Annotated in this window: 23 protein-coding genes; 18 read left to right on the plus strand and 5 right to left on the minus strand. The window is 66.4% G+C overall.

Annotation, left to right across the window (positions count from 1 at the left end):
- Positions 1-364 precede the first annotated feature (364 nt).
- On the minus strand, positions 365-1,345 hold the full coding sequence (locus Q0894_RS15050) for a tRNA-dihydrouridine synthase family protein (RefSeq protein ID WP_299237013.1): 981 nt from the start codon (positions 1,343-1,345) through the stop codon (positions 365-367).
- Between the two features lie 181 nt (positions 1,346-1,526).
- Between Q0894_RS15050 and Q0894_RS15055 the strand changes: the two genes are divergently transcribed.
- The 3 genes from Q0894_RS15055 to Q0894_RS15065 are packed head-to-tail and all read left to right on the plus strand — an operon-like array spanning position 1,527 to position 5,014.
- Positions 1,527-1,784: an OadG family protein gene (locus tag Q0894_RS15055; protein ID WP_299236856.1), complete on the plus strand. Its 258-nt coding sequence runs from the start codon at positions 1,527-1,529 to the stop codon at positions 1,782-1,784.
- A 55-nt stretch (positions 1,785-1,839) separates the two neighbouring features.
- Complete coding sequence (gene oadA, locus Q0894_RS15060) at positions 1,840-3,681, plus strand: sodium-extruding oxaloacetate decarboxylase subunit alpha (RefSeq protein ID WP_299236858.1); 1,842 nt, start codon at positions 1,840-1,842, stop codon at positions 3,679-3,681.
- Positions 3,682-3,691: 10 nt separating this feature from the next.
- Complete coding sequence (locus Q0894_RS15065) at positions 3,692-5,014, plus strand: sodium ion-translocating decarboxylase subunit beta (RefSeq protein ID WP_299236860.1); 1,323 nt, start codon at positions 3,692-3,694, stop codon at positions 5,012-5,014.
- 102 nt (positions 5,015-5,116) lie between these two features.
- Here Q0894_RS15065 and Q0894_RS15070 read toward each other — a convergent pair whose 3' ends face one another.
- Positions 5,117-5,737 carry a YigZ family protein gene (locus Q0894_RS15070; RefSeq protein WP_299236862.1) on the minus strand — a complete coding sequence of 207 codons (621 nt, stop codon included), beginning with the start codon at positions 5,735-5,737 and terminating at the stop codon, positions 5,117-5,119.
- A complete protein-coding gene (gene lexA / locus Q0894_RS15075) occupies positions 5,737-6,123 on the minus strand; it encodes a transcriptional repressor LexA (RefSeq protein ID WP_299236864.1) in 387 nt (128 codons plus the stop codon). The genes Q0894_RS15070 and lexA overlap by 1 nt, the downstream gene beginning before the upstream one ends.
- Positions 6,124-6,421: 298 nt before the next feature.
- Between lexA and ccmA the strand changes: the two genes are divergently transcribed.
- From ccmA to Q0894_RS15140, 13 genes are all read left to right on the plus strand, one after another.
- Complete coding sequence (gene ccmA, locus Q0894_RS15080; RefSeq protein WP_299236866.1) at positions 6,422-7,066, plus strand: cytochrome c biogenesis heme-transporting ATPase CcmA; 645 nt, start codon at positions 6,422-6,424, stop codon at positions 7,064-7,066.
- Between the two features lie 7 nt (positions 7,067-7,073).
- Positions 7,074-7,790: a heme exporter protein CcmB gene (gene ccmB / locus Q0894_RS15085; RefSeq protein WP_299237015.1), complete on the plus strand. Its 717-nt coding sequence runs from the start codon at positions 7,074-7,076 to the stop codon at positions 7,788-7,790.
- A gap of 29 nt (positions 7,791-7,819) precedes the next feature.
- Entirely contained in the window at positions 7,820-8,560 is a 741-nt protein-coding gene (locus Q0894_RS15090; RefSeq protein ID WP_299237017.1) for a heme ABC transporter permease, read from the plus strand.
- On the plus strand, positions 8,560-8,778 hold the full coding sequence (ccmD, locus tag Q0894_RS15095; protein ID WP_299236868.1) for a heme exporter protein CcmD: 219 nt from the start codon (positions 8,560-8,562) through the stop codon (positions 8,776-8,778). The genes Q0894_RS15090 and ccmD overlap by 1 nt, the downstream gene beginning before the upstream one ends.
- Positions 8,768-9,271: a cytochrome c maturation protein CcmE gene (gene ccmE, locus Q0894_RS15100; protein WP_299236870.1), complete on the plus strand. Its 504-nt coding sequence runs from the start codon at positions 8,768-8,770 to the stop codon at positions 9,269-9,271. The genes ccmD and ccmE overlap by 11 nt, the downstream gene beginning before the upstream one ends.
- Positions 9,272-9,285: 14 nt before the next feature.
- Positions 9,286-11,292, plus strand: coding sequence for a heme lyase CcmF/NrfE family subunit (locus Q0894_RS15105; RefSeq protein WP_299236872.1), 2,007 nt, complete (start codon positions 9,286-9,288; stop codon positions 11,290-11,292).
- On the plus strand, positions 11,289-11,822 hold the full coding sequence (locus tag Q0894_RS15110; protein ID WP_299236873.1) for a DsbE family thiol:disulfide interchange protein: 534 nt from the start codon (positions 11,289-11,291) through the stop codon (positions 11,820-11,822). Before Q0894_RS15105 ends, Q0894_RS15110 begins: the two co-directional genes overlap by 4 nt.
- Positions 11,813-12,295, plus strand: a complete 483-nt coding sequence (locus Q0894_RS15115) for a cytochrome c-type biogenesis protein (RefSeq protein WP_299236874.1) — start codon at positions 11,813-11,815, stop codon at positions 12,293-12,295. The genes Q0894_RS15110 and Q0894_RS15115 overlap by 10 nt, the downstream gene beginning before the upstream one ends.
- Positions 12,292-13,542, plus strand: coding sequence for a c-type cytochrome biogenesis protein CcmI (gene ccmI / locus Q0894_RS15120; protein WP_299236875.1), 1,251 nt, complete (start codon positions 12,292-12,294; stop codon positions 13,540-13,542). Before Q0894_RS15115 ends, ccmI begins: the two co-directional genes overlap by 4 nt.
- Positions 13,543-13,561: 19 nt before the next feature.
- Positions 13,562-17,053 (plus strand): chromosome segregation protein SMC, encoded by a 3,492-nt coding sequence (gene smc, locus Q0894_RS15125; protein WP_299236876.1) that lies wholly within the window; start codon positions 13,562-13,564, stop codon positions 17,051-17,053.
- A gap of 225 nt (positions 17,054-17,278) precedes the next feature.
- Entirely contained in the window at positions 17,279-18,691 is a 1,413-nt protein-coding gene (gene zipA, locus Q0894_RS15130; RefSeq protein WP_299236879.1) for a cell division protein ZipA, read from the plus strand.
- Between the two features lie 137 nt (positions 18,692-18,828).
- Positions 18,829-20,898: an NAD-dependent DNA ligase LigA gene (gene ligA / locus Q0894_RS15135; RefSeq protein WP_299236881.1), complete on the plus strand. Its 2,070-nt coding sequence runs from the start codon at positions 18,829-18,831 to the stop codon at positions 20,896-20,898.
- Positions 20,895-21,164, plus strand: coding sequence for a YheU family protein (locus Q0894_RS15140; RefSeq protein ID WP_132045053.1), 270 nt, complete (start codon positions 20,895-20,897; stop codon positions 21,162-21,164). Before ligA ends, Q0894_RS15140 begins: the two co-directional genes overlap by 4 nt.
- 72 nt (positions 21,165-21,236) lie before the next feature.
- On the opposite strand, the gene mnmC is transcribed toward Q0894_RS15140, so the two are convergent.
- Both mnmC and Q0894_RS15150 read right to left on the minus strand, forming a co-directional pair.
- Positions 21,237-23,252 carry a bifunctional tRNA (5-methylaminomethyl-2-thiouridine)(34)-methyltransferase MnmD/FAD-dependent 5-carboxymethylaminomethyl-2-thiouridine(34) oxidoreductase MnmC gene (mnmC, locus tag Q0894_RS15145; protein ID WP_299236884.1) on the minus strand — a complete coding sequence of 672 codons (2,016 nt, stop codon included), beginning with the start codon at positions 23,250-23,252 and terminating at the stop codon, positions 21,237-21,239.
- Positions 23,253-23,407: 155 nt separating this feature from the next.
- Positions 23,408-23,707 (minus strand): YciI family protein, encoded by a 300-nt coding sequence (locus tag Q0894_RS15150; RefSeq protein ID WP_299236886.1) that lies wholly within the window; start codon positions 23,705-23,707, stop codon positions 23,408-23,410.
- Between the two features lie 111 nt (positions 23,708-23,818).
- On the opposite strand from Q0894_RS15150, the gene Q0894_RS15155 reads away from it, so the two are divergent.
- Together Q0894_RS15155 and Q0894_RS15160 are read left to right on the plus strand one after the other, a co-directional pair.
- Positions 23,819-24,724, plus strand: a complete 906-nt coding sequence (locus Q0894_RS15155; protein ID WP_299236888.1) for a PHP domain-containing protein — start codon at positions 23,819-23,821, stop codon at positions 24,722-24,724.
- Positions 24,725-24,726: 2 nt separating this feature from the next.
- Complete coding sequence (locus tag Q0894_RS15160; protein ID WP_299236890.1) at positions 24,727-25,350, plus strand: L-threonylcarbamoyladenylate synthase; 624 nt, start codon at positions 24,727-24,729, stop codon at positions 25,348-25,350.
- The last annotated feature ends 6 nt before the right edge of the window (positions 25,351-25,356 follow it).

Raw genomic sequence — 25,356 nt, forward strand, 5'->3', positions numbered from 1 at the left:
CGCCCGTAGCTCAGCTGGATAGAGTACCTGACTACGAATCAGGTGGTCGGAGGTTCGAATCCTCCCGGGCGCGCCAGATACCGACCCGTCCTCTCGCAGGGCGGGTCTTCTGTTTTGTTTATGATGTTTTCTCGCTAGCCGGACCGGCCGTACCCATAATGGGCGCTGGCTCCGCGATCGTTTGAGGCGCCGTCGCCATTGCGACGTGCGCCTCTTTTTTGCCTGCCCCAGTGTCTTTCTTTCTTGCCCTAGTGTCTTTCTTTCCTGCGATACTGCCTTTCTTTCCTCGGTTAATGCCGTTCTTTCCTCGGTAATGCCGTTCTTTCCTGAGAATAGTGTCTGTCTATCCTGCAGTGGCGTCAGCTTACCCCGCCGCCGCGCCTGCCAGGCTTGGACCAGGGCTGGCTGGCTCCGCACCGTCTGCCTGCAGGCCCGCCAGTAGCTCGTCGAGCAGGGTGAGCCGCTTGACTCGCTGGAAGCGGCGAGCCGCCTCGGCGTCTGCCCGGCGCATATGATTGAGCCACTGCTTGATCAACGAGGCCACGATGCGTTCGGGAAGGATCTTGCGCTTGAGGGTCGCGAACTCGTGCAGGATCTCTGCCCGCGCCGCCCAGGGCGTGACTGCCAGTCGCTTGCCGGTGAGGTGCCAGTGGCGAATGCGGGCCGCCAGCCAGGGGTCGGCCAGGGCGCCACGGCCCAGCATGACATGTCGACAGCCGGAGAGCGTGCGAGCCTTCCAGTAGTCCTCGAGAGTCCAGATATCACCATTGGCGATCACCGGAATGGTGAGGTCGCGTCGTATGCGGCCGATCCACTCCCAGTGGGCCGGTGGGCGATAGCCCTCTTCGCGGGTACGGCCGTGCACCACCAGGTGCCGGGCGCCACCGGCCTGGGCGGCGCGGCCACAGGCCAGCGCCAGGCGGCGGTCGGCGAACCCCAGGCGAATCTTGGCGGTCACCGGGATGCAGTGGCCTACCGCCTCGTGGACGGCGGCAACCGCGACATGCACGCGCCGCGGGTCGCGTAGCAGCGAGGCACCTCCATCATGACGATTGACGAGCTTGGCCGGGCAGCCGAAGTTGAGATCGATGCCGATGGCACCGAGGCGCAATGCCTGGGCGGCGTTGGCGGCCAGGGCCGCGGGGTCGGAGCCGAGCAGCTGCAGCTGGACCGGTACGCCCGAGGGAGTCGTCCTTGGGGAGTGCTGAAGTTCGGGGCAGTGCTTGTAGAAGACCCGTGGCGGCAGGCGGGCATCGACCACGCGGACAAACTCGGTGACCACCCAGTCGAAGCCCGCCTGTCGGGTCAGCAGGGCTCGGGTATCGGCGTCGATGACGCCCTCCATGGGGGCCAGGCCGAGACGTCCGGGAGTATCTTGTAGTAAATTAACAACGCTGACTTCCACCATGACCCCATTGCAATTTGTCGACAACCTGGCAGGTTATAGCATTGCAGATTCTACGCAAGCCACCCAGCATGGCATGACAGCGCCGGTGGTGGCGGACCATTCACAAGGGAGGCGCCCAATGCAGGATATGCAGCTTCTGGAGGAGGGACTTTCCCTCATGGCCCTGGGGATGGGCTTTGTTTTTGTTTTTCTTACCTTGCTAGTCATTGTGACCACCTTGATGTCGAAGTTTATCGGTCGCTTCTTCCCCGAGCCTGTGACGCCGGCGGTGCCGACGACACGTGGCCGCGCAGCCTCTCAGGCGAGTCAGAACGAGGATGTCATGGTGGCGATCTCTGCCGCGGTGCATCGCTATCGCCGCCGCCACCGTCGCTGACCCCTCCTTCTCCGGTTTCTTTCCTACCACCATCCACAACACCAAGGTCACCCCCATGACTGACAACGCTCGCCCGCTGGGCATTACCGATGTCGTCCTGCGCGACGCCCACCAGTCGCTGTTTGCTACCCGCATGCGCCTGGATGACATGCTTCCCATCGCCGAGAAGCTCGACCGTGTCGGCTTCTGGTCGCTGGAATCCTGGGGCGGGGCCACCTTCGACGCCTGTATCCGCTACCTCGGCGAGGATCCGTGGGAGCGGATACGGGCGTTGAAGGCCGCCATGCCCAATACTCCCCAGCAGATGCTGCTGCGTGGCCAGAATCTGCTTGGCTATCGCCATTACGCCGACGATGTGGTGGATCGCTTCGTCGAGCGCGCCAGGACCAATGGCGTCGATGTCTTCCGGGTCTTCGATGCCATGAACGACCCGCGCAACCTGGAGCGTGCCATTCAGGCGGTGCGCAAGGTCGAGGGTCACGCCCAGGGCACGCTCTCCTATACCGTGAGCCCGGTGCACACCCTGGATGGCTGGGTGGAGCTCGGCAGGACCATCGCCGACATGGGGGCCGACTCGCTCTGCATCAAGGACATGGCGGGGCTGCTGAAGCCCTACGATGCCTATGAACTGGTCTCCAGGCTCAAGAAGGCCGTGGACCTCCCCATCCACATGCAGTGTCATGCCACCACCGGCATGTCCACCGCTACCGCCATCAAGGCCGCCGAGGCGGGCATCGACAACGTCGATACCGCCATCTCCTCGATGTCCATGACCTACGGTCATAGCCCCACCGAATCCGTGGTGGCCATTCTCCAGGGCAGCGAGCGCGACACCGGCCTGGACCTCGAGCTGCTCGAGGAGATCGCCGCCTATTTCCGCGAGGTGCGCAAGAAGTACGCCGCCTTCGAGGGCTCGCTGAAGGGCATCGATTCACGCATCCTGATCGCCCAGGTGCCGGGCGGCATGCTGACCAACATGGAGGGGCAGCTCAAGGAGCAGGGGGCCGGCGACAAGCTTGACGACGTTCTCCAGGAGATACCGCGCGTGCGCGAGGACCTGGGCTTTATCCCGCTGGTGACGCCCACCTCCCAGATCGTCGGCACCCAGGCGGTGATGAACGTGATGATGGGGGAGCGCTACAAGTCGATCTCCAAGGAGGTCCAGGCGCTGCTCAAGGGCGAGTATGGTGCCGCCCCGGCGCCGTTCGACAAGGAGCTGCAGGCACGCGTGCTGGAAGGGGGCGAGCCGATCACCTGCCGTCCGGCCGACAACCTGAGCCCCGAGATGGACAGGCTGGCCGCCGAGCTCAAGGAGAAGGCCAGGGCCGACGGCATCCGTCTGGCCGAGGGCGAGCGCGAGATCGACGACGTGCTGACCTATGCGCTGTTCCCCCAGATCGGCCTGAAGTTCCTCGCCAACCGCGATAACCCCGACGCCTTCGAGCCGGCGCCCCAGGCGCCAGGCAGTGAGAGCCCCGATGCCGGCGCCAAGCTGCCGGCCGCTTCACGGAAGGACGGGGCAGAGCCCAAGGCGCCGGCCACCGGCCCCGAGACCTACACCGTCAAGGTCAACGGCAAGGCCTACGTGGTCGAGGTCGCCGAAGGCGGCGAGGTCGGGGCCATTCAGGAGCAGGCCGCACCGGCTGCCGCCGCCTCAGCCCCCGCCGCGAGCGGCGAAGCGTCGCCCGGCGAGACGATCACTGCCCCCCTGGCCGGCAATATCTTCAAGGTCAACGTGCGTGAGGGTGACAGCGTCGCCGAGGGGGATGTGGTGATTATCCTCGAGGCGATGAAGATGGAGACCGAGGTGCGTGCCTCAAGCGCCGGCACCGTTTCCGCCGTCAAGGTCGGCGAGGGTGACAGCGTCGCCGTCGGTGACGTGCTGATCGAGCTCTAAGGGACCTGTCATGGAGAAACTACTGACACTCTGGTACGGCTCGGGGGTCTATAACCTGACCCCGGGCCAGGCCGTGATGATTCTGGTCGGCATGTTGCTGCTCTATCTGGCCATCGCCAAGAAGTTCGAGCCGCTGCTGCTGGTACCGATCGGCTTCGGTGGCATTCTGGCCAATATTCCCGAGGCGGGCCTGGCGCTGTCGGCGCTGGACCAGGCCATCGAGGTGGCCAAGCCGGCGGTGCTGGAGCGGATCGCCGGGGCCCTAGGGGTGGCCCTCGACCCTCAGGCGAGCGCCGAGGCGTGGCGCGAACTCCTCAAGGGGGTGGTCGAGGAGGAGGCCACGGCGGATGCGCTGCGCGCGGGACGCGATGTGGCAGCCAGTGTCGGCTACGGTGACGGCATGCTCTACAGCTTCTACAAGGTCGCCATCGCCTCCGGTATCGCTCCGCTGATCATCTTCATGGGCGTGGGGGCGATGACCGACTTCGGGCCGCTGCTGGCCAATCCGCGTACCCTGTTCCTGGGGGCGGCCGCGCAGTTCGGCATCTTCGCCACCCTGTTCGGGGCGGTGGGACTCTCGTCGCTGGGGGTGATGGACTTCTCGCTCAACCAGGCCGCCGCCATCGGCATCATCGGTGGCGCCGACGGCCCCACCTCGATCTATGTGTCGAGCGTGCTGGCCCCGGAGCTGCTGGGGGCGATCGCCGTGGCGGCCTACGCCTACATGGCGCTGGTGCCGCTGATCCAGCCGCCGATCATGCGGCTGCTGACCAGCCAGAAGGAGCGCGAGATCACCATGACCCAGCTGCGGCCGGTGTCGAAGCGCGAGAAGATCGCCTTCCCCATCGCCATCCTGTTGCTGGTCGCCTTCTTTCTGCCCGATGCGGCGCCGCTGCTGGGGATGTTCTGCTTCGGTAACCTGATGCGCGAGTGCGGGGTGGTGGAGCGTCTCTCGGACACGGCACAGAATGCGCTGATCAATATCGTCACCATCATCCTGGGCCTCTCGGTGGGCTCCAAGCTGATGGCCGACAGCTTCCTGGCCGTGGAGACCCTGGGGATCCTGTCCCTGGGCATCGTGGCCTTCGGAATCGGCACCTGCGCCGGCGTGCTGATGGCCAAGCTGCTGAACGTGGTCAGTCGTGTTCCGATCAACCCGCTGATCGGCTCGGCGGGTGTCTCGGCGGTGCCGATGGCGGCCCGGGTCTCCAACAAGGTGGGGCTCGAGGCCAACCCGCACAACTTCCTGTTGATGCATGCCATGGGGCCCAATGTGGCCGGGGTCATCGGCTCGGCGGTGGCCGCGGGGGTGATGATCAAGTATCTCGGCTGATGACGGCATTGGCCATGCGAGTGAAAGGCGCCCGCGGGCGCCTTTCTTTGTTTTTCTCGAATGCCTTTCCGAGCACCTGTCCGACTGCTTTTCGAGCCCGGGTCAATCGTCGGCGAGAATCTCGAGGTTGCCGCGCAACCGCGAGGCCAGCGGACTCAGGTCGACCTCGACATCACTCGGCCAGCCAACGGTCAGCCAGACACCCTCGGCGGCGTAATCGGCCTCTTCCACCGGGATCCGGCGCTCGCTCAGCCAGCCGCGCGCCTCGGCCTCGCCCGAGAAGTCGACCCGGAGCCTCAGGGCGGTACGCTCGACCACCTCGCGACGGGGCAGTACCTCCAATGCCTGGGAGACCGCCTGGGCGTAGGCTCGGGCCAGTCCGCCGGTGCCTAGCTTGGTGCCGCCGAAGTAGCGGATGACCACGCAGCCCGCCTGACCCAGCCCGGAGCCTTCGAGTACCTGAAACATGGGGCGCCCGGCGGTTCCGCCGGGTTCGCCATCATCGGAGAAGCCAATGGCCGCCTGCTCACCGGGAGGCCCGGCAATAAAGGCGGTGCAGTGGTGGCTGGCGCTGGGGTGGCGCTCGCGCGCTAGTGCCAGCAGCGTCTCGAAGTCGGCGATGGTCGGGGCATGGCAGAGCCAGGTGATAAAGCGGCTCTTCTCCACCTCCAGTTCGCTCTCCTGCCATTCGCCGGGGGGCAGGTCGGGTACCGGGTAACGCATCAGGCGGCCAGCTCGCCCTGACGCACCACGCCCATCACCATGCCCAGCACCTGGATATCACTATTCTTGAGGAAGATGGGGGCCATCTGCCGGTTGGCGGGTTGCAGACGCACGCCGGACTTTTCGATATAGAGCTTCTTCAGGGTGACCTCCTGATCATTGATCATTACCACCGCGGTTTCGCCATTCTCGGCACTCTCGCACTGTTCGATAATAATGACATCTCCGTCGAAGATATTGCACTCCACCATGGAGTCTCCGCGAACGCGCAGGGCGTAGGTATTGCGACGTACCATGCGACGAGGAACGCGAATATGGCTGACGCTGGGGCAGGCCTCGATGGGCATCCCCGCCGCGACGCTACCCAGCAGGGGGATATCGACCATTGCCTGGCTCTCGTCCTGGGGACCACCAGGAAGGGGGCATGGCGACCACGACTCGGCGAGGCGCCGGTTGGGACGACGTATCATGTACCGCGTGCTGGCCTCGAGCATGGTATATCTCCTGTTGAAACATACAGTGTCTAGGGAGCATAGCAGGGACGCTAAATCTGGCAAGGTGGGGAATCGACGATGCGCTTGATGCACGTCAACTGCGACCGGCTGACGCGGTGTCCCTCTCTGGCAGGAAAAGGGCTTTACGTGTAGAGTCTCGGGCCAAACTACCCATCCACCGGAGTGTGTCTTGACCCTGCGCCTGCAAGCTAGTGACCTGGCCTGTGAACGGGATGACCGGTGGCTGTTCGAGGGCCTCGACCTCGATATTCGAGGGGGCGAGATCGTGCGCGTTGAGGGTCCCAACGGCAGCGGCAAGACCACCCTGCTCAAGATCCTCTCGGGACAGCTCGCCGACTATCAGGGTGAGTTGTTCTGGAACGAGCGCCCGATGCGCCAGGCGCGCCAGGCCTTTCTCGAGAACCTGCTCTACCTGGGGCATGCTCCGGGCGTGAAGGCGGCCCTGACGCCGCTCGAGAATCTCGCCTGGTACCAGGCGTTGGCCGGTGAGCCGGTTCAGGAGACAGCGCGACTGGCGGCGCTGGAAGCGGTGGGGCTGGCCGGCTTCGAGGATCTACCCGCGGGCCAGCTCTCCGCCGGGCAACAGCGCCGGGTGGCGCTGGCCCGGCTGGAGTTGACGCCGCGGCCGCTTTGGGTACTCGATGAACCCTTTACCGCCATCGATCGCGAAGGCGTTGCGGCACTTGAGACTCGTCTCGTGGCACATGCCCGCTCGGGCGGTTGTGTGCTGGTGACCACCCATCATGAGCTCAAGGCGTCGCAGCAGCTTCGGCATATTCGTCTCGGCCGGGGAGGACAGGATGCCGAGCATTGACACGCGTATGAGCGAGGGTCGGCAGGGCAGCGACGGGGAACCTCGCGGCGGTCTGCTGGTCGCAGTCTGGGCGACACTCAAGCGCGACTTGACCCTGCTGATGCGCCGGCGCAGCGAGGTGCTCAACCCACTGGTGTTTTTCGCCCTGGTGATCACCCTGTTCCCGATCGGCATCTCGCCGGACCCGGAGCTGCTGGCGACCATCGCCCCCGGGCTGCTGTGGGTGGCGGCGCTGCTGGCGGCACTGCTGTCTTTGGACAGCCTGTTTCGCAGCGACTATGAAGATGGCTCCCTCGAGCAGCTGCTGCTGACCCCACAACCGCTGGCCATGCTGGGGCTCGCCAAGGTGGCGGTTCACTGGCTGCTGACCGGCCTGCCCCTGGCGCTGATGGCGCCGCTGCTGGGCATCATGCTGGCACTGCCGTCGGGGAGCTACCTGACCCTGGCATTCTCCCTGGCCCTGGGCACCGCCAGCCTGAGTCTGATCGGCGCCATCGGCGCGGCACTCACTGTCGGGCTGTCACGCGGTGGGGTGCTGCTGTCGTTGCTGGTGCTGCCACTCTATATCCCGGTACTGATCTTCGGCGCCGGGGCCGTGCAGGCAGCGATCATGGGGGATGGCGCCGCGGCGCATCTGGCGATCCTCGGGGCCCTGCTGGCCCTGTCACTGATGCTCGCCCCCTGGGCGATCGCGGCATCGCTGCGCATCAGCATCAACGGTTGAACGTTCAAGCGAGAGACGCAATGGGCAAGATCTGGTCCTTTATTCACAAGCTTGGTTCGCCCAAATGGTTCTACGGTATCAGCGCACGCCTGATGCCGTGGTTCTGGACCGCTGCCGTGGTGCTGATCCTGGCGGGCAGCGTCTGGGGACTGGCCTTCGCTCCGCAGGACTATCAGCAGGGCAACAGCTTCCGCATCATCTACGTACATGTCCCGGCGGCTTTCCTGGCCCAGTCGATCTTCGTCAGCATGGCGGTGGCGGGGCTGATCTTCATGGTCTGGAAGATCAAGGTCGCCGACATGGCGGCGGCGATGATGGCGCCGCTGGGCGCCGCCATGACCTTTATCGCACTGTTCTCCGGGGCGGTGTGGGGCGTGCCCACCTGGGGGACCTGGTGGATGTGGGATGCACGCCTGACCTCGATGTTGATCCTGCTGTTCCTCTACCTGGGCGTCATCGCCCTGCGTGGCGCCTTCTCCAGTCGTGACAGCGGCTCGCGGGCGGCCTCGGTGCTGGCCATGGTCGGGGTGATCAATATCCCGATCATCAAGTACTCGGTGGACTGGTGGTACACCCTGCACCAGCCGGCCACCTTCAGCGTGACCTCCCGCCCGGCGATGCCGATGGAGATGTGGGCGCCGCTGTTGATCATGGTGCTGGGTTTCTACTGTTTCTTTATCGCCGTCACCCTGATGCGCACGCGCAGCGAGATCCTGCGCCGTGAATCGAACAAGCGCTGGGTGCGCGAAATCGCCGGAGAGCAGGGCTGATGGCTTTCGACTCCTTCCAGGACTTTTTCGCCATGGGGGGACATGCCTCCTATGTATGGGCCAGCTGGGGCGTGACCGGCGCCCTGCTGATCGGCATCGTGTTACATGCCAGGGCGGAGCGCCGCCGGCTGCTGCGCGTGCTCCAGCGTCGCCATCGCCGCCAGGCCGCGACAAACCAGACTTCACATCGAACGGGGGGACCACGCCATGAGGCCTAAACGCAGGCAGAAGCTCTATCTGTCGCTGGGGTTGATCGCACTGGCGGCAATCGCCGTGGGGCTGACCCTCTATGCGCTGCGCAGCAATATCAACCTGTTCTTCAGCCCGGTCCAGATCGCCGCCGGAGACGCGCCCCTCGAGCGCCAGATCCGCGCCGGCGGGATGGTCAAGGAGGGCAGCGTGGCCCGGGACCCGGAGAGTCTCGACGTCGAGTTCATGGTGACCGACTACGTCGATGATCTCGAGGTCCGTTACAGCGGCATTCTTCCCGACCTGTTCCGCGAGGGGCAGGGAGTGGTGGTGGTCGGTGAGCTGCAGCCCGAAGGATGGTTGCGCGCCGACCAGGTGCTGGCGCGCCACGACGAGAACTATATGCCCCCCGAGGTGGCCCAGGCCCTGGAAGAAGCCGGCTACTCGCCGGAGGACTACCAGGCCAAGGCCGCCGAAGTGGGCGCGCGTATGGACGCCAAGCAGCAAGGCGCCAGCCAGTAACGAGCGGAGACCCCATGCAGATCCTGATGATCCCCGAGATCGGCCACTATGCCCTGGTGATCGCCATGCTGATGGCCACAGTGCAGGGTGTGCTGCCATTGGCCGGAGCGGCCACCCGCCGGCCGTTGTGGATGGCCTACGCTCGCCCCATGGCGGCCGGGCAGCTGTTGTTCGTGGCCATCGCCTACGCCTGCCTGACGGCCAGCTACATGCTGGACGACTTCAGCGTGACCAACGTGGCCAACAACTCCAACTCCATGCTGCCCTGGTACTACAAGCTCAGCGCCGTATGGGGCAACCACGAGGGCTCGGTACTGCTGTGGAGCCTGTTGCTGGCGGCCTGGGGCTATTTCGCCTCGCGCTTCTCCCGGGAGCTGCCCCGCGACATGGTGGCGCGGGTGCTGGGAGTGCTGGGCCTGGTCGGCATGGGCTTCCTGGCCTTCGTGCTGATCACCTCGAACCCCTTCGACCGGCTGCTGCCCAGCGTGCCGGCCGATGGTGCCGACCTCAACCCGCTGCTCCAGGATATCGGCCTGATCATGCACCCTCCGATGCTCTATATGGGCTATGTGGGTTTCTCGGTGGTCTTCGCCTTCGCCATTGCCGCCCTGCTGGGGGGGCGTCTGGATGCCGCCTGGGCACGCTGGGCCCGACCCTGGACCAACCTCGCCTGGGCCTTTCTGACCGTGGGCATCGCCCTGGGCAGCTGGTGGGCCTACTACGAGCTTGGCTGGGGTGGCTGGTGGTTCTGGGATCCGGTGGAGAACGCCTCGCTGCTGCCCTGGCTGACGGGCACGGCGCTGATGCACTCGCTGGCGGTGACCGAGAAGCGTGGCGCCTTCAAGAGCTGGACGCTGCTGCTGGCGATCTTCACCTTCTCGCTGTCGCTGCTGGGCACCTTCCTGGTGCGCTCCGGGGTACTCACCTCGGTACACGCCTTCGCCAACGACCCCTCGCGCGGCCAGTTCATCCTGATGCTGCTGGGCATCACCGTGGGCCTGTCGCTGCTGGTGTTCGCGCTGCGCGCGCCGCGAGTCGGCCACAAGGTGGGGTTCACCTGGCTCTCCCGGGATGCGCTGCTGCTGATCAACAACATCCTGCTGGTGATCATGACGATCACCGTGCTGATGGGCACCGTCTACCCGCTGCTGCTCGACGCCCTGGATCTGGGCAAGATCAGCGTTGGCCCTCCCTACTTCAATGCGCTCTTCGTACCGCTCACCCTGACCCTGGCGCTGTTTATGGGCCTTGGACAGGTGGCGCGCTGGAAGCAGACCCCGGTGGGCCTGCTGGTCAGGCGGCTATGGCTCGCCGCCGTGGGGGCCGTGGTGCTAGGGGTGGCCCTGCCGCTTCTGTTTGCCGAGCGGTGGAGCCCGGCGGTTGCCCTGGGCCTGGTGGCGGCGCTATGGATCGTGCTGCCCATGCTGCGTGACCTCTTCGAGAAGACCCGCAACGCAAGCTCCGTGGGGGCCGGGCTGAAGAAGCTCTCACTGGCCTACTGGGGCATGCAGCTTGGCCATCTGGGGGTTGCGGTGACCATCGTCGGTGTGGCGGTGGTCTCCAACTACAGCATCGAGCAGAACGTGCGCATGGCTCCGGGCGACAGCGTCGAGGTGGCGGGTTACACCTTCACCATGAACGAGCTCTCCCATCGTGAGGGCCCCAACTTCGTGGCCGATCGGGCGAATATCTCGGTACAACGGGGTGACAGCCGCCGTAACTTCATGATGAATCCCGAGAAGCGTCTCTACCTGGCGACCCGAATGCCGATGTCCCAGGTGGCGCTGCGCCCCGGCTTCCTGCGTGACCTCTACGTGGCCATGGGCGAGGACCTGGGAGACGGCAGCTGGGCACTGAGGGTGCAGTACAAGCCCTTTGTACGCTGGTTGTGGCTGGGAGGGCTGCTGATGGCCTTCGGGGGCGTCCTGGCGGTGGCCGACAAGCGCTATCGCCGATTGGCTACCGCGCCCGACCCCGAGTCCCGGGCGCTCGGCACGACCAGACGGGAGGCCAATGCATGAATCGTCGTCTGCTTCTGCTGCTGCCGCTCGCGGGCTTCCTGGCCCTGGCGGTGTTCCTCTACCAGGGGCTCTCCCTGAACCCCTTCCATCGCGAGTCGGCGTTGATGGCGCGTGACTTTCCCGAGTTCGATCTGGCGACCCTCAAGGCGCCCGAGCGCCGGGTCGACCGCGACCTGCTGACCACCGGCGAGCTGACCCTGGTCAACGTCTGGGGCGAGTGGTGTCCAGAGTGCAAGCGTGAGATGCCGCAGCTGCTCGACCTCGCCGAGCGTCATGGCATACGCCTGGTCGGCATCAGCTGGAAGGATACCCGGGAGAAGGCGCTGGGCTTCCTGGAGGAGTTCGGTGATCCCTTCGAGGTCAATATCTTCGATCCCGATAACAAGCTGGCCTTCGAGCTCGGGGTCTACGGCGCCCCCGAGACCTTCCTGGTGGATGGCGACGGGGTGATTCGCTATCACCACACCGGCTACATCGCGCCCAACGATGTTGCCGAGACGATCCTTCCGGAGGTGGAACAATGGCGTTGATGCGACGTCCGCGGCTTCTGGTTGTCAGCTTGTTCCTGCTGTTGGCAGCCGGGCTGGTGCAGGCTGCCGCCATCGAGGTACGCGAGTTCGACGACCCGGTGCTTGAGAAACGCTATCGCGACATCACCGCCTCTCTGCGCTGCCCGACCTGCCAGAACCAGGCGATCAATGACTCCGACGCACCGGTTTCCGGCGATATGCGCGACCGCGTCTATCAGCTGCTGATGGATGGGCGGGCCGATATCGAGATCCGGAACCATATGGTGGAGCGTTTCGGTGACTATGTGCTCTATAACCCGCGCCTCGAGGGGCGCACCTTCCTGTTATGGGGCCTGCCCGTAGTCCTGGGCCTGCTTGGCCTGGTACTGGTGGGCCTGCTGGTGCGCGCCCGTCGCAACGCCTCCAACAGGGAGCTCTCCGCCGAGGAGCGCGCCCGTCTGGATGCCCTGATCAACCGCGAGAGAACCGAATGACCCTGCTGTGGATCGCCTTCGCCCTACTGTTGCTGCCGGCCCTGTGGCTGCTGGTGGCGCCGCTCAAGCGAGCACGCGCGCTGCACGATGCCCAGCGCGATCATGAGGTCAACGACCGCTCGGCCGAGCAGAATGTGGCCATCTACCAGCGCCGCCTGGCGTCCCTGGAGGCTGCCCTCGAACGTGGCGATACCGACGAGGCGAGCTACCAGGAGGATCGCCTGGCACTCGAGCGTGGCCTGCTCGAGGATACCGAGCGCCTCAAGCGCGCCCCGCTCAAGCCCTCGGCCGCCGGACGCCTGGCGGTACCGCTGGTGATGCTGGGGGTCGTGGTGGCCAGTGTGCTCTGGTATCAGCAGGAAGGAGCCGAGGGCGACCTGGCGTTGCTGGCGGTGCAGAGGGAGGTCATGACCCATCCCGAGGGCTCGGCACAGATGCTGGTCGAGCGCCTCGAGGAGCAGGCCGCCCGCCAGCCGGACAACCCCAATGTCTGGGGCATGCTGTTCCCCCTCTATCGCGACGGCGGCCAGAGCCAGCAGGCCATCGATGCCCTGGAACGGCTGATCGAGATAGAGGGGCGCCAGCCCGCACTGCTGGCACAGCTGGCCCAGATCGAGTTCTTCGTCGCCGGCCGTCGGCTGACCGACCGTGTCCAGTCACTGGTCGACGAGACCCTGGCCGTCAACACCAGCGAACCCACGGTGCTTGGCCTGCTGGGTATCGAGGCCTTCGACCGCGGGGCCTATCAGGAAGCCATCGACAATTGGCGGCGCGCCATCGCCGGCATGAACGACCCCGCCACCGGTGAGGCCCTGCGCCAGGGTATCCAGATCGCCCAGCAGCGGCTCGGTCAGACCCCCGAGGGTGCTGCGCCGGCCGACGCCGAGCCCCAGGGCACGGGCATCCTCGCCCGGGTGCGCCTGGATGACGAGCTCGTCGGCCGTCTCGATGACACGACCCCGGTATTCGTGGTGGCCCGGGACATGGCCGGCGAACTGCCGCCACTGGCCGTGGCACGCCTGACACTGGGAGATCTGCCTACCGAGCTGGTGCTCGATCGACGCCATGCCATGTCGCCTCAGGCCAATCTCTCACAGGTGGATGAAGCGCGTCTGGTGGTTCGTGTCTCGTCGAGCGGGCAGGCCACGCCTCAGGCCGGGGACATGTTCGGCGAGCTTACCGGCCTGGCCGTGGGGGAGACCGACGGCGAGCCGGTCGAGGTCGTGATCGATCGCGTCGTCGAATGAGTCCTTGGGGTAGCCGCCGATGCGTCTGACATCGATACGCCTGGTGGGCTTCAAGTCCTTCGTCGATCCGGTCACGGTCCCCTTCGACAGCAACATGACCGCCATCGTCGGACCCAATGGCTGCGGCAAGTCCAATATCATCGATGCCGTGCGCTGGGTGATGGGCGAGTCGTCGGCAAAGACCCTGCGCGGCGAGTCCATGGCCGATGTCATCTTCAATGGCTCCACCGGCCGCAAGCCGGTGGGACAGGCCGCCATCGAACTGCACTTCGACAATCGTGACGGGGCCATGGGAGGCCCCTATGCCCAGTATGCCGAGATCGCGGTAAGGCGCCAGGTGACCCGCGAAGGGCAGTCGAGCTATTTCTTCAACGGCCAGAAGTGCCGACGCCGGGATATTGCCGACCTCTTCCTGGGGACCGGGCTCGGCCCACGCTCCTACGCGATCATCGGCCAGGGCATGATTTCACGGCTGATCGAGGCGCGCCCCGAGGAACTGCGCGCCACCCTCGAGGAGGCGGCGGGCATCTCCAAGTACAAGGAGCGGCGCCGCGAGACCGAGAACCGCATGCGGCGCACCCAGGAGAATCTCGAGCGTCTCGAGGATATCCGGGAGGAGCTCGACAAGCAGCTCGAGCGCCTGAAGCGTCAGGCCGAGGCGGCGCGCCGCTACCAGCAGCTCAAGAATGACGAGCATCGCGTCAAGGGCGAGCTGGCCCTGCTGCGCGCACGGGCCCTGCGGGCCAGCCAGGGCGAGGAGGAGAACCGCGTCGCCGAGCTCGAGACCGCCGTGGAGCGCGAGGTGTTGGGGCTGCGTCAGTGCGAGACCCGCCTGGAAGAGGCTCGGGCCGATCACGACCGCCTCGCTTCCGAACTCGATGCCGAACAGTCGCGATTCTTCGAGACCACCACCGCCATTGCCCGCCTGGAGCAGGATCTGGAGCATGGCCGTACCCGTGATGCTCAGCTGGCCCGTGACCTCGAGGCGGCGCGCCGTGAGCTCGTCGACCTCGACCGCCTCGGCGAAAACGATGGCGAGCGTCTGGTCAGCCTGGATGAGCGCCTGGCGACCCTGGCTCCCGAGCGGGAAGAGCTCGCCGAGTGTCTCGAGGAGCTCGAAGCCGCCCTGGAGGAGGCCGAGCCCGAGGCCCAGGAGGCCGACGCTGCGTGGGAGGCGTTCGGCGATCGCTGGCGCGAACAGAGTCGGGACGCCGAGCGCTGCCAGGATCGACTGCGCGAGCTGGAGTCGCGTCTGGAGGGGCTGGATGCCGACCTGACGCGACGCCGCCAGCAGCAGCAGGAGCTGCCCGATCTCCAGGCGTTGACCGCCCAGCGCGATGAGCTCGCCGAACAGCTGGCCGAGATCGAGCTCGAACGCGAGGCTCTCGAGGGGCGTCGCGAGGCCCTCGCCGATGCCCGAGAGGTGGCCCGTGAGGCATCGCGCGCCGCAGAAGCCGGTCGAGAGGAGGAGCGCCAGGCGCGTAGCGAGCTGGCCGGTGAGCTGGCCTCGCTGGACGCACTGATCGAGGCAGGGCTGGCCGACCACGATGAAGCCCTGGAGGCGCATCTCGCCGAACATGGCCTTGGAGAGGCGCCGCGTCTCGGCGAGTGTCTCACGGTGGCCCCCGGCTGGGAGGCTGTCGCCTCATGGGTATTGGCCCCCTGGCTGCGCGCCCGGGTCGCCCCCCTCGAGGGGCGCCTCGAGGCCCTGGTGGCCACACCGGGGGAGCTTGGGCTGATCGACGCGAATGAGCCCCAGGTCGCATCAGAGAGCCTGGCCGCCAAGGTTGAGGGTGCCGGGGCCGCCGCCCAGTGGCTGGCGGCGGTGTGCTGTGTCGAAAGCCGCGATGAGGCCTGGAGTCGACGTGAAGAGCTGGGGCCAGGGGAGAGCCTGATCACCGCCGATGGCCTGTGGCTGGGCCGTGGCTGGGCTCGTCAGCGCGTCAGTGGCGATGGCCCGGATGCCCTGCTGGTGAGCCGGCGTCGACGGGGAGAGGTTCGCGAGGCGCTCGACCAGGTCGAGGTACGCCTGGCCGATCATGAGGCAAGCCTGACATCGGCCAATGAGCGCACCGAGAGAACCGAGGCCGACCTCGAGGCGTGTCGGCAGGCGGAGCGTGACCTCGAACGACGCTATCAGCAGCTCGCCGTCCAGGATAGTGGCCTCAGTAGTCGGCTGGAGCATCTGCAGGGACGCTCCGCAGAGTTGGCGGAGGAGCTCGCCGGCCTGGGGGAGTCACGCGAAGAGGCCCGCCTGGCCATCGACGAGGTGCGCGAGCAGTGGCAGGCCGCCATGGAGCGCCTGGAGGCCGGCGCCGATCACCGTGAGCGGCTGGAGAGAGAGCGTCAGGCGGCACGCGAGCGGTTAGGTAGCCTGCGTGTGCAGCAGCGCCCCCTGGCCGAGCAGCTGCAGCGTCTGGCACTGGAGCAGGAACGCCTGGTGGCCGAGCGAGCCGGCCTGGCCGAGCAACGGGAGCGTGCCGGTGAGAGCCGTCAGCGACTCCAGGAGCGCCTCGCGGAGCTGGAAGAGGAGCGCGAGCTGCTCAGCGAGCCGGAGGAGGAGCGCCGTGAGCGCCTGGAGGAGCTGCTCGACCGGCGTGAGCGCGAGGAGCGTAGTCTCAATGCGGTGCGCGCGCGTGCCGCCGAGCTGGTCGAGCGGCTGCGCGAGGACGAGCAGGCACGTCAGTCCCACGAGCGGGCCCTGGAAGGCATCCGCGAGCGCCTGCAGGAGTCGCGTATGCAAGTTCAGGCGCTGCGTCTCAAGGCCGAGGGGCAGGATGAACAGCTGCGGGAGCTGGGGCATGACGAGCGCCAGCTGGCCGAGACGCTGGACCCCGCCGCCACCGAATCCGCCTGGCAGGCACGCCTGGAGCAGCTTGCTGAGCGCATTCGTCGCCTGGGTGCCATCAACCTGGCGGCCATCGAGGAGTATGACCAGCAGGCCGAGCGCCGCGACTATCTGGAGGCGCAGCACGCCGAGTTGAACGAAGCGCTGGAGACCCTCGATCGCGCCATTCGTCGTATCGATCAGGAAACCCGCAGCCGATTCCGCGATACCTTCGAGCGGGTCAATACGGGGCTGCAGTCGCTTTTTCCCAGAGTCTTCGGTGGCGGGACCGCATGGTTGACGCTGACCGGTGAGGATTTGCTGGAGACGGGAGTGGCGATCATGGCGCGGCCCCCGGGCAAGAAGAACAGCACCATTCATCTGCTGTCGGGTGGCGAAAAGGCGTTGACGGCCCTGTCGCTGGTATTCGCCATCTTCCAGCTCAATCCGGCCCCCTTCTGCATGCTCGACGAGGTGGACGCCCCCCTGGATGATGCTAATGTGGGACGCTATGCCCGGTTGGTGAAGGAGATGTCAGAGAGCGTGCAGTTCATCTACATCACCCACAACAAGATCGCCATGGAAGCCGGCGAGAGGTTGATGGGAGTGACGATGCAGGAGCCGGGGGTGTCACGACTGGTAGCGGTGGATGTCGAGGAGGCCGCGGCGCTCGCCGAGGCTTGAGCGCTTGAAGGAAGGCCCAAAAAGGGGTAACAAGGAAGCATCACATGTTGCAATGCATGGAAGCAGAGGAATCATCGAAGGGCGATTGCGCGGGGCGAGACAGGCTTGTCTTGGTATATCACCGATGCTTGACAAGTAAAAAAAGTAGCCCCTTTTTCGGCAATCGCGCTATGCTGGTGACGAATAAACATCTTGCATGGCGCCCTAGCGAAAGGCTGACGATCCATGGAACTTAGAGAGTGGCTGATCATCCTGGGGTTGGCGCTGGTAACCCTTATCGTGGTGGATGGAGCGCGACGCCTGCAGCGTCAGCGACGAACTCCACGCCTCGATGAGGTGGCGGAGGACGCCCTCGGCACCGACCCCGACGAAGCGGCCCGCAAGGCCGAAATTAACTGGGAACTGCCCAACGGAGGGGCGCGAGTCGTCAGGCCCGCGGACTACGGTCGTGTGCAGCCCAAACCCAAGTTGGAGCGCCAGGAGCATCCTGGCCCGTCGCGTGTGCTTTCCAGCTGGAAGGCCTCTACCTCCCATGAGGCTGAGCCCGAGGGCGAAGTTGCCGCGCCGATGACGCCGCCAGCCGGCAGTCTCGACACGCCAGACGATCATCAGGTGGATGAGCGTCATGAGCCGACCCTTTCCGCGCTGGATGAGGGCACACAGAGAGCTTCTGCTGCCGAAGAAGAGGGGGCAGCGGATGCCGGCCCCGCCTCGCGCTCCAGCGAGCCCCTGGCTGCCGACCCGCGGGATCATGACGGTGTCGACGACGACGAACGTTACCGCCTGGTGGATTTCGACGGCATGGGGGACTCCCTGAAGAGCGGCTCGAAGCGCATGGGGGTCTCGGTGCAGCGCTTCGGTGCCTCGCTGCAGAAGAACCTGGCCGAGCGCCGCGAGCAGAAGCGTGTGGACAGGGCGCGGCGTGAGGAGGAGCGCAAGGAAGAGAAGGCACGCAAGCTGGCCGATGACGCCGAGCGCAAGCGTCAGGCCCAGACAGAAGCGGAATCTGCCCGTGATGCCGAGCGCCGTCGCCTGGAGACCGAAGCCGAAGCGAACGAAGCGGCGGCGGTATCTGCCGAGGAGGAGGCCTTCGAGGCATCCCGACACAGCGATAAGGTGCGTGTCCATCCGGTGCTGGAGAAGGCGCTACGCCACGATGTGAGTGCCGAGCATGCCCGACTGACGCTCAGCCAGGCCGAGGAGATCATCGTCATCTCGGTCATGGCCCGTGAGGAGGAGGGATTTTCCGGTACCGCTCTGCTCGACCTGATGCTTGCCTGTGGCCTGCGCTATGATCGTGAAATGGGCATCTTCCATCGCTTCGAGACCGAGGACCCCGAGAGTCGTCTGCAGTTCTCCATGGTCAATGTGGTCAAGCCCGGTACCTTCCCCATCGAGGCGATCGATGATTTCCGCACGCCGGGCATCACGTTGCTGATGCCGTTGCCGGGAGCCGAGGACAGCGGTGCCGCCTTCGAGGCGATGGTCGAGACCGCTATGGTCATCGTGCGACACCTGGGCGGCGAGCTGAAGGACGAACACCAGAGCGTGATGACCGCCCAGACGGTGGAGTTCGCCCGACAGCGCGTCCAGGACTTCGTGCGTCGCAACCGCCTGCACCGCTATCAGGTGAATTAACGCCGTTTGGCGCTCGCCGCATGACCGACAACCCTCGTGAGGCAGGCCCCACGAGGGTTGTTGCTTTGGTAAGCTAGGCGATCATCTCCATGCCTCGCGCGCCGAGGCCTCCGCGATAGACCCAGACACGGAATTCCATGACCCAGCTTGACTCGAAGCTACGCGAAGAGGTCGAGCGGCTGCGCGCCGAACTCGACGATGCCAACTATCGCTATTATGTCCTCGATGACCCTCGCCTGACCGATGCCGATTACGACCGCCGCCTGCGTCGATTGCAGCAGATCGAGGGCGAGCATCCTGAGCTGGTGACGGCGGATTCGCCGACCCAGCGGGTGGGGGCCCCCCCGGAAGCAGGATTTCCCGAAGTCGAGCATGCGGTGCCCATGCTGTCGCTGGACAATGCCTTCGACGAACAGGAGTTGGAGGCCTTCGTCAGGCGAGTGGCCGAGCGCCTGGAGCGCGATGCCGCCTCGATCGCCTTCTGCTGCGAGCCCAAGCTGGACGGTGCGGCGGTATCCCTGGTCTATACCTCGGGAGAACTGGTCAGCGGGGCCACCCGCGGCGACGGCCGTACCGGCGAAGGGGTCACCTCCAATCTGCGTACTCTGCGCTCGGTACCGTTGCGGCTGCGTGGTGACACACCGCCAGCCCTGATCGAGGTGCGCGGCGAGGTGATCATCTCCCATGCCGACTTCGAGGCGATGAATGAGCGCGCCCGGGCGGATGACGCCAAGGTCTTCGCCAATCCACGCAATGCCGCCGCCGGCAGCCTGCGCCAGCTCGACCCCAAGGTGACCGCCACCCGCCCGTTGACCTTCAGCGCCTATCAGGTGGCCCGCGTCGAGCCCGACCCGGGTGACGCGACACATAGCGGTTTGATGGCTCATCTGAGCGACTTCGGTTTCCGCACCAGCAGCGAGCTCGAGGTGGTACAGGGCGCCGCGGGGGTGGTCGACTACTGTCGACGGCTCGGCGAGAAGCGTGACTCGCTCGGTTACGACATCGATGGCGTGGTGATCAAGGTCGATGCGCTACGTCTGCAGCGTGAGCTGGGGTTCGTGGCTCGGGCGCCACGCTGGGCGATCGCCTTCAAGTTTCCGGCCCAGGAGCAGACCACGCGGCTCAACGATGTCGAGTTTCAGGTCGGGCGCACCGGTGCCATCACCCCGGTGGCCCGCCTGGCGCCGGTCTCGGTGGCGGGAGTTACCGTCTCCAACGCCACCCTGCATAACGCCGACGAGATCGCCAGGCTCGGGGTGATGATCGGCGATACCGTCGTTATCCGGCGTGCCGGTGATGTCATCCCGCAGGTGGCACGGGTGATCGAGGAGAAGCGACCGGCGGATGCCTGTGCGATTGTCTTCCCCGAGCGCTGCCCGGTGTGCGATGCGCAGATCGAACGCCTGGAGAACGAGGCGGTGGCGCGCTGCTCCGGGGGGCTCTACTGCCCCGCCCAGCGCAAGGAGGCCCTCAAGCATTTTGCCTCACGCCGGGCGCTGGATATCGATGGTCTCGGGGAGAAGCTGATCGATGGCCTGGTCGAGCGGGACTGGGTCGCCACCCCGGCGGACCTCTTTCGCCTGCAGGCCGAGACGCTGGCCACGCTTCCGCGCATGGGCAAGAAGTCCTCCGAGAACCTGGTCGCGGCCCTGGAGAGGGCCAAGGCGACGACCCTGGCTCGCTTTATCTACGCCCTGGGCATCCGCGAGGTGGGCGAAGCCACCGCGGCCAGCCTCGCGCGGCATTTCGGCACCCTGGAGGCGCTGATGGCGGCTGAACGGGAGGCTCTGGAGGGAGTCGATGATGTCGGGCCCATCGTTGCCGCCCATGTCCACACCTTCTTTCGCCAGCCGCACAACCGCGCGACCATCGATGACCTGGTCGCCTGTGGTCTGCACTGGCAGGAGCAGGCCGTCGTCGAGCGTCCTCAGCCCCTGGTCGGGCAGACCTGGGTGCTGACCGGCACCCTGGAGAGTATGACCCGCGATCAGGGCAAGGAGCGCCTGCAGGCGTTGGGGGCCAAGGTGGCGGGCAGCGTGTCGAAGAAGACCGCCGGCCTGGTAGCAGGCGAGGCCGCCGGCAGCAAGCTCGACAAGGCGCTGCAGCTGGGTGTGCCGGTACTGGATGAGGCGGCCTTCCTGGCGCAGCTGGCCGCCTGGGAAGCCGGCGACGTCGCCACGGATGAGAACGAGGAGGGCGAGACATGAGCGGCGACCGCTTTATCGAGGTGCCCTACCGGATGCTGCCGGGGGAGACCCTGGATGCCCTGCTGGAGGCCTTCGTCACTCGCCAGGGCTACGACACCACCGACACCGGCGAGGGCATGCGTGGCTGGGTGGCCGAACTCAAGCGCCAGCTGGAACGCAGCGAGCTGATCATCGCCCATGACCTCAGAACGGAGAGCACCGAGGTGATGACCCTGGCCCAGTGGCGGGCCTTCGGTCGAGATCTCGCCGACGACGAGGAGGGATAGTCTCCGACTCTAGGTGCTGCCCTCCATCGGCGAGGGCCTTGCGAGGCCCCCGGCGTCCAAGAGGATGGGCGATCACTTTCCACGAATCAGGTCGCGTATCAGGCGCCGGCCGGGATGTAGATGGTCCGCCAGCGGCTGCTCCAGGGGTAGTGGCTCGTCGCAGATCCGCGAGGCCAGTAGCTCGGCACATAGCGGAGCACTGGCCAGGCCGCGGGAGCCGTGGGCGGTGCTGACCCAGAGCCCCGCATGGTGCCGTCCGAGTGTCTCGGGAATGCGGGTGGCGTCCTTGGCCAGCACGGCATACTCCTCCCGCCAGGCATCGGCGTCGGGCACCGGGCCGCAGTAGGGGGTCTTGTCGGGGCTCGCCGCACGCACCCCTACCAGGGCGCGGAACCGCTCCGGGGAGAGGTCGGTGCCGGCGTCGCGCAGGGCGGCGACGAAGTGGGGCAGGCCACGCTCCAGCTCCTCCAGGTTGGCGCGATGGTCGGCCTCGCGAGGGTCCGTGTCGGTATCGTCAGGGGCGAAGGTGGCGCCGATGTTGAGCACGCCCTCCGCCGCCGGGGGCACATAGCCTCCGGCGCAGACCACACGCCCCAGCCTGGGTGCCCCCGGGGGCAGTTGGAGCTGGCTGAGCTGCCCGCGAACCGGCTGCAGGGGGAGAGGGGCGGCCTGCTCGAAGGCGACGGTTTCCGCAGCGCCGGCGACGATGACCTGGTCGGCCTCGATGGGATCGCCGTCGCGCATCTCCAGTCTCCAGCCGGTTTTCAGTCGCCGCAGTGCCGTGACCTCTCCCCGAAGGAAACTGACACCCGGCGTTTCCGCCAGTCGTATGCAGAGCTCCATGGGTCTGACCCAGGCGGCATTGGGGTAGTCCAGGGCCGGGGCATCGACCCTGACGCCGGCGGCAGCGCTGGCTCCCGCGGCGCCCACCCCTCTCACCACGCTCTCCGGTAGGGGGTGGTTGGCCAGGAAACGCGTCTGGCGCGCCTGCTCCTTGTCGTTCAGGGCCAGCTGCAGCACGCCGCTCTTCCGCCATAGCGACTGCCGCGGGTCGAGCCAGGCCAGCCAGCGGCGGCTATGCAGCAGCCCGGCCAGGTAGATACGGCTCTGCCGATTGGTGTCGGCAGCCAGCTTGACGTAGAGCGCGCCCTGCAGATGGGTGGCTTCCAGGTCGGCACGCTCGAGGCGGTCGATCAGGGTCACGGCGATGCCGCGCCTGGCCAGGGCGGCGGCGGCACTGGCGCCGGCGATGCCGGCACCGATGATCGCGACATGGCGAGGTGGCCGGGGCGCCGGTGGGGTGAACCAGGGAGTCTGTCGCCGGCGTTCATCGCGGGGGGGCTCGGCGATCTCTCCGCAGAGCATCTCTCGCTTGCGCCCGAAGCCCGGTGACTTGTGCCAGGTGAAGCCGGCCGCCGCCAGGCCGCGCTTGACCACGCCGGCGCAGCTGAAGGTGGCAAAGGTAGCCCCTGGTCGGGAGCGAGCCGCCATCGCCTGGAACAGTGCCGGCTGCCACATCTCGGGGTTCTTCGCCGGGGCGAAGCCATCCAGGAACCAGGCGTCGACCCGGCCGTCGAGCAGTGACAGCCGCTCGGCGGCATCGCCCAGGTGCAGGTCGAGTGTGACGCGCTCATCGAGCCAGAGCCGGTGCACGCCGGTCACCGGCTCGGGCCACTGCGCCACCAGGCTCTCGCTGCGCCTTGCCAGATCGGGCCAGGCGGCCAGCGCCCGGGCCAGATCGGCGCGGTCGAGTGGGAACTTCTCGGTGGACACCAGATGCAGTCGAGCCTCCGGCGCCGCGTGGGCATCGAAGCAGGCCCAGGCACACAGCATGTTGAGCCCGGTACCGAAGCCGGTTTCGCCAATCACGAAGGGGCGCGGCGCCTGCCACTCCCTGAAGCGCTCCGCCAGGCGGTTGCCGGCGACGAAGACATGTTCGGTCTCGGCGCGACCATCATGGCGAGAGAAATAGACATCGTCGAAGGCGGAGGAGTGGGGGGCTGCCTCGCCGCTTGCATCGTTGCGCCAGTCGAGGCGGGCGTTATCGAGGGCGGCGAGAGGCGGCAGGCCATCGGGGGCGGCAGTCACGGGAAGCTCCGGAGGCGTGTTCAATATTTGATCGATTGCGCCGCGGAGCCGGTATCTGGGGGCTGGCGACAGGCATCCGCGGCGTTTCAACAGGGTTGTCCACAGTGACTGTGTAAAACAGGCTGTTGATAAGTGGGGTGGTTCAGGGGGCCTTCTCAGGGGAGAACCTTCTTGAAGGGCTTAACCGCCACCCTGGCGTAGACGCCGGCGATCACATACGGGTCGGCATCGGCCCAGGCCTGGGCCGCCTTGAGGCTGTCGAACTCAGCGACCACCAGGCTGCCGGAGAAGCCGGCCTCGCCCGGGTCCTCGCTGTCGATCGCCGGGTGGGGACCAGCCAGGACCAGGCGACCCTCGTCGCGTAGTGCCTCCAGGCGCGCCAGATGGTCGGGGCGGGCGGCGAGACGGCGCTCCAGGCTGTTGTCCACATCTTCACTGATGATCGCGTAGAGCATTGGCTGTCTTCCTTCTATTGGGGCGGCGGGGTCAGGGAGTGGCGGCATTGACCGGCATTGGCCAGAGGCGCACCATGATAGACCATTCTGACAAAGTCGCCGATCGGCGTCATGCCAATGTCTCCACTTCCCCTGCGCTTCGAGGGCGACCCTGCGCCGCTCCGCATCGACCTGCATATGCACTCCACCGCCTCGGATGGTGCCCTGTCTCCCATGGACCTGGTGGCGCTCTGTGCCGCCCAGGGCCTGACGCATATGGCGCTGACCGACCATGACACCCTGGAAGGAGTGGCCGAGGCGGCCGAGGCGGCCAGGCGCGAGGGCCTCGTGCTGATTCCCGGTACCGAGCTATCCACGCAGTGGCGGGGCATTGGCATCCATGTGGTGGGGCTGCTGCCCGAGGGCGTGAAGGGGGCGCTGGTCGAGGGGCTCGAGGCCCAGGCCGTGGCTCGTGTGAAGCGCGCCAGGACCATCGCCTCCCGCATGGAGAAGATTGGCCTCGATGATGCCCTGGCCCGGGCGCGGGAGCAGGCCGGCAGCGAGCGCCCCCTGGGCCGCCCCGACTTCGCCCGCGCGCTGGTCGCGGCGGGAGTGGTACCCGACGTCGCGACCGCCTTCAAGAAGTACCTGGGGGCCGGCAAGCCGGGTGACGTCAAGGCGCTGTGGCCGGATATGGCCGAGGCGGTGGGCTGGGTGCTTTCGGCGGGGGGCGTGGCGGTGCTGGCGCATCCTCTTCGCTACTCCCTCACGCGACGCAAGCGTGGCCTGCTGCTCAACGACTTCAGTGCCGCCGGCGGCCAGGCCGCCGAGCTGGTCAGTGGCTTCCAGAATCCCGATGTGACCCGCGACCTGTCACGACAGCTCCAGGAGCGCGGGCTCTATGCCTCGCTGGGCAGCGACTTTCACTTCTCCGGCGGCCACCTGGCGCCGGGCAGCATGAGCCCGGTGCCGCGCACCGCCACGCTGCCGGTATGGACCCATCCGCGGCTGGCGCCGCGGTTCAATTCAGGAGCGTGACCATGAGCCAGTTCTTCCAGATTCACCCCGAAAACCCCCAGAAGCGCCTGGTCGAGCAGGCGATCGGCATCATCCGTTCCGGCGGCGTGGTGGCCTATCCCACCGACTCGGGCTACGCCCTGGGCTGCCACCTGGGCGAGAAGAAGGCCATCGACAAGATCAAGCGGCTGCGTGCCCTGGATGACAAGCACAACTTTACCCTGGTGTGCTCCGACCTCTCCGAGATCGGTACCTATGCCAAGGTGGACAACGCCGTCTTTCGCCTGCTCAAGGCCCATACTCCTGGTGCCTACACCTTTATCCTCAATGCGACCACCGAGGTGCCGCGGCTGCTGTTGCACCCCAAGCGTCGCTCCATCGGGGTCCGCGTACCGAACCATGCCATTACCTACGCCCTTCTCGAGGCACTCGGCGAGCCGCTGATGAGCGTAACCCTGATTCCGGTGGGCGAGGAGCTGCCGATGACCGATGCCGAAGAGATCCGTGAGCGCTTCAGCGCCGACCTCGATCTGATCATCGACGGTGGTGCCTGTCATCTGGAGCCTACCAGCGTGGTGGACCTGCGCGAGCTTCCGCCGGTGGTCCTGCGCGAGGGTCGCGGCGACGTCGCTCCCTTCCGCGACTGATCTCGA

Origin of the sequence: uncultured Halomonas sp., from assembly GCF_947501415.1 — a bacterium.
Lineage (GTDB): Bacteria > Pseudomonadota > Gammaproteobacteria > Pseudomonadales > Halomonadaceae > Halomonas.

Coding starts and splice junctions, on each gene's coding strand:
- Q0894_RS15105 (WP_299236872.1), top strand. CDS start 9,286: ATGCAGATCCTGATGATCCCCGAGATCGGCCACTATGCCCTGGTGATC.
- Q0894_RS15155 (WP_299236888.1), top strand. CDS start 23,819: ATGCCAATGTCTCCACTTCCCCTGCGCTTCGAGGGCGACCCTGCGCCG.
- Q0894_RS15140 (WP_132045053.1), top strand. CDS start 20,895: ATGAGCGGCGACCGCTTTATCGAGGTGCCCTACCGGATGCTGCCGGGG.
- zipA (WP_299236879.1), top strand. CDS start 17,279: ATGGAACTTAGAGAGTGGCTGATCATCCTGGGGTTGGCGCTGGTAACC.
- Q0894_RS15110 (WP_299236873.1), top strand. CDS start 11,289: ATGAATCGTCGTCTGCTTCTGCTGCTGCCGCTCGCGGGCTTCCTGGCC.
- ccmE (WP_299236870.1), top strand. CDS start 8,768: ATGAGGCCTAAACGCAGGCAGAAGCTCTATCTGTCGCTGGGGTTGATC.
- ccmI (WP_299236875.1), top strand. CDS start 12,292: ATGACCCTGCTGTGGATCGCCTTCGCCCTACTGTTGCTGCCGGCCCTG.
- Q0894_RS15150 (WP_299236886.1), bottom strand. CDS start 23,707: ATGCTCTACGCGATCATCAGTGAAGATGTGGACAACAGCCTGGAGCGC.
- ccmB (WP_299237015.1), top strand. CDS start 7,074: ATGAGCGAGGGTCGGCAGGGCAGCGACGGGGAACCTCGCGGCGGTCTG.
- Q0894_RS15055 (WP_299236856.1), top strand. CDS start 1,527: ATGCAGGATATGCAGCTTCTGGAGGAGGGACTTTCCCTCATGGCCCTG.
- Q0894_RS15065 (WP_299236860.1), top strand. CDS start 3,692: ATGGAGAAACTACTGACACTCTGGTACGGCTCGGGGGTCTATAACCTG.
- oadA (WP_299236858.1), top strand. CDS start 1,840: ATGACTGACAACGCTCGCCCGCTGGGCATTACCGATGTCGTCCTGCGC.
- Q0894_RS15160 (WP_299236890.1), top strand. CDS start 24,727: ATGAGCCAGTTCTTCCAGATTCACCCCGAAAACCCCCAGAAGCGCCTG.
- Q0894_RS15115 (WP_299236874.1), top strand. CDS start 11,813: ATGGCGTTGATGCGACGTCCGCGGCTTCTGGTTGTCAGCTTGTTCCTG.
- smc (WP_299236876.1), top strand. CDS start 13,562: ATGCGTCTGACATCGATACGCCTGGTGGGCTTCAAGTCCTTCGTCGAT.
- lexA (WP_299236864.1), bottom strand. CDS start 6,123: ATGGTCGATATCCCCCTGCTGGGTAGCGTCGCGGCGGGGATGCCCATC.
- Q0894_RS15050 (WP_299237013.1), bottom strand. CDS start 1,345: ATGGAGGGCGTCATCGACGCCGATACCCGAGCCCTGCTGACCCGACAG.
- Q0894_RS15070 (WP_299236862.1), bottom strand. CDS start 5,737: ATGCGTTACCCGGTACCCGACCTGCCCCCCGGCGAATGGCAGGAGAGC.
- ligA (WP_299236881.1), top strand. CDS start 18,829: ATGACCCAGCTTGACTCGAAGCTACGCGAAGAGGTCGAGCGGCTGCGC.
- ccmD (WP_299236868.1), top strand. CDS start 8,560: ATGGCTTTCGACTCCTTCCAGGACTTTTTCGCCATGGGGGGACATGCC.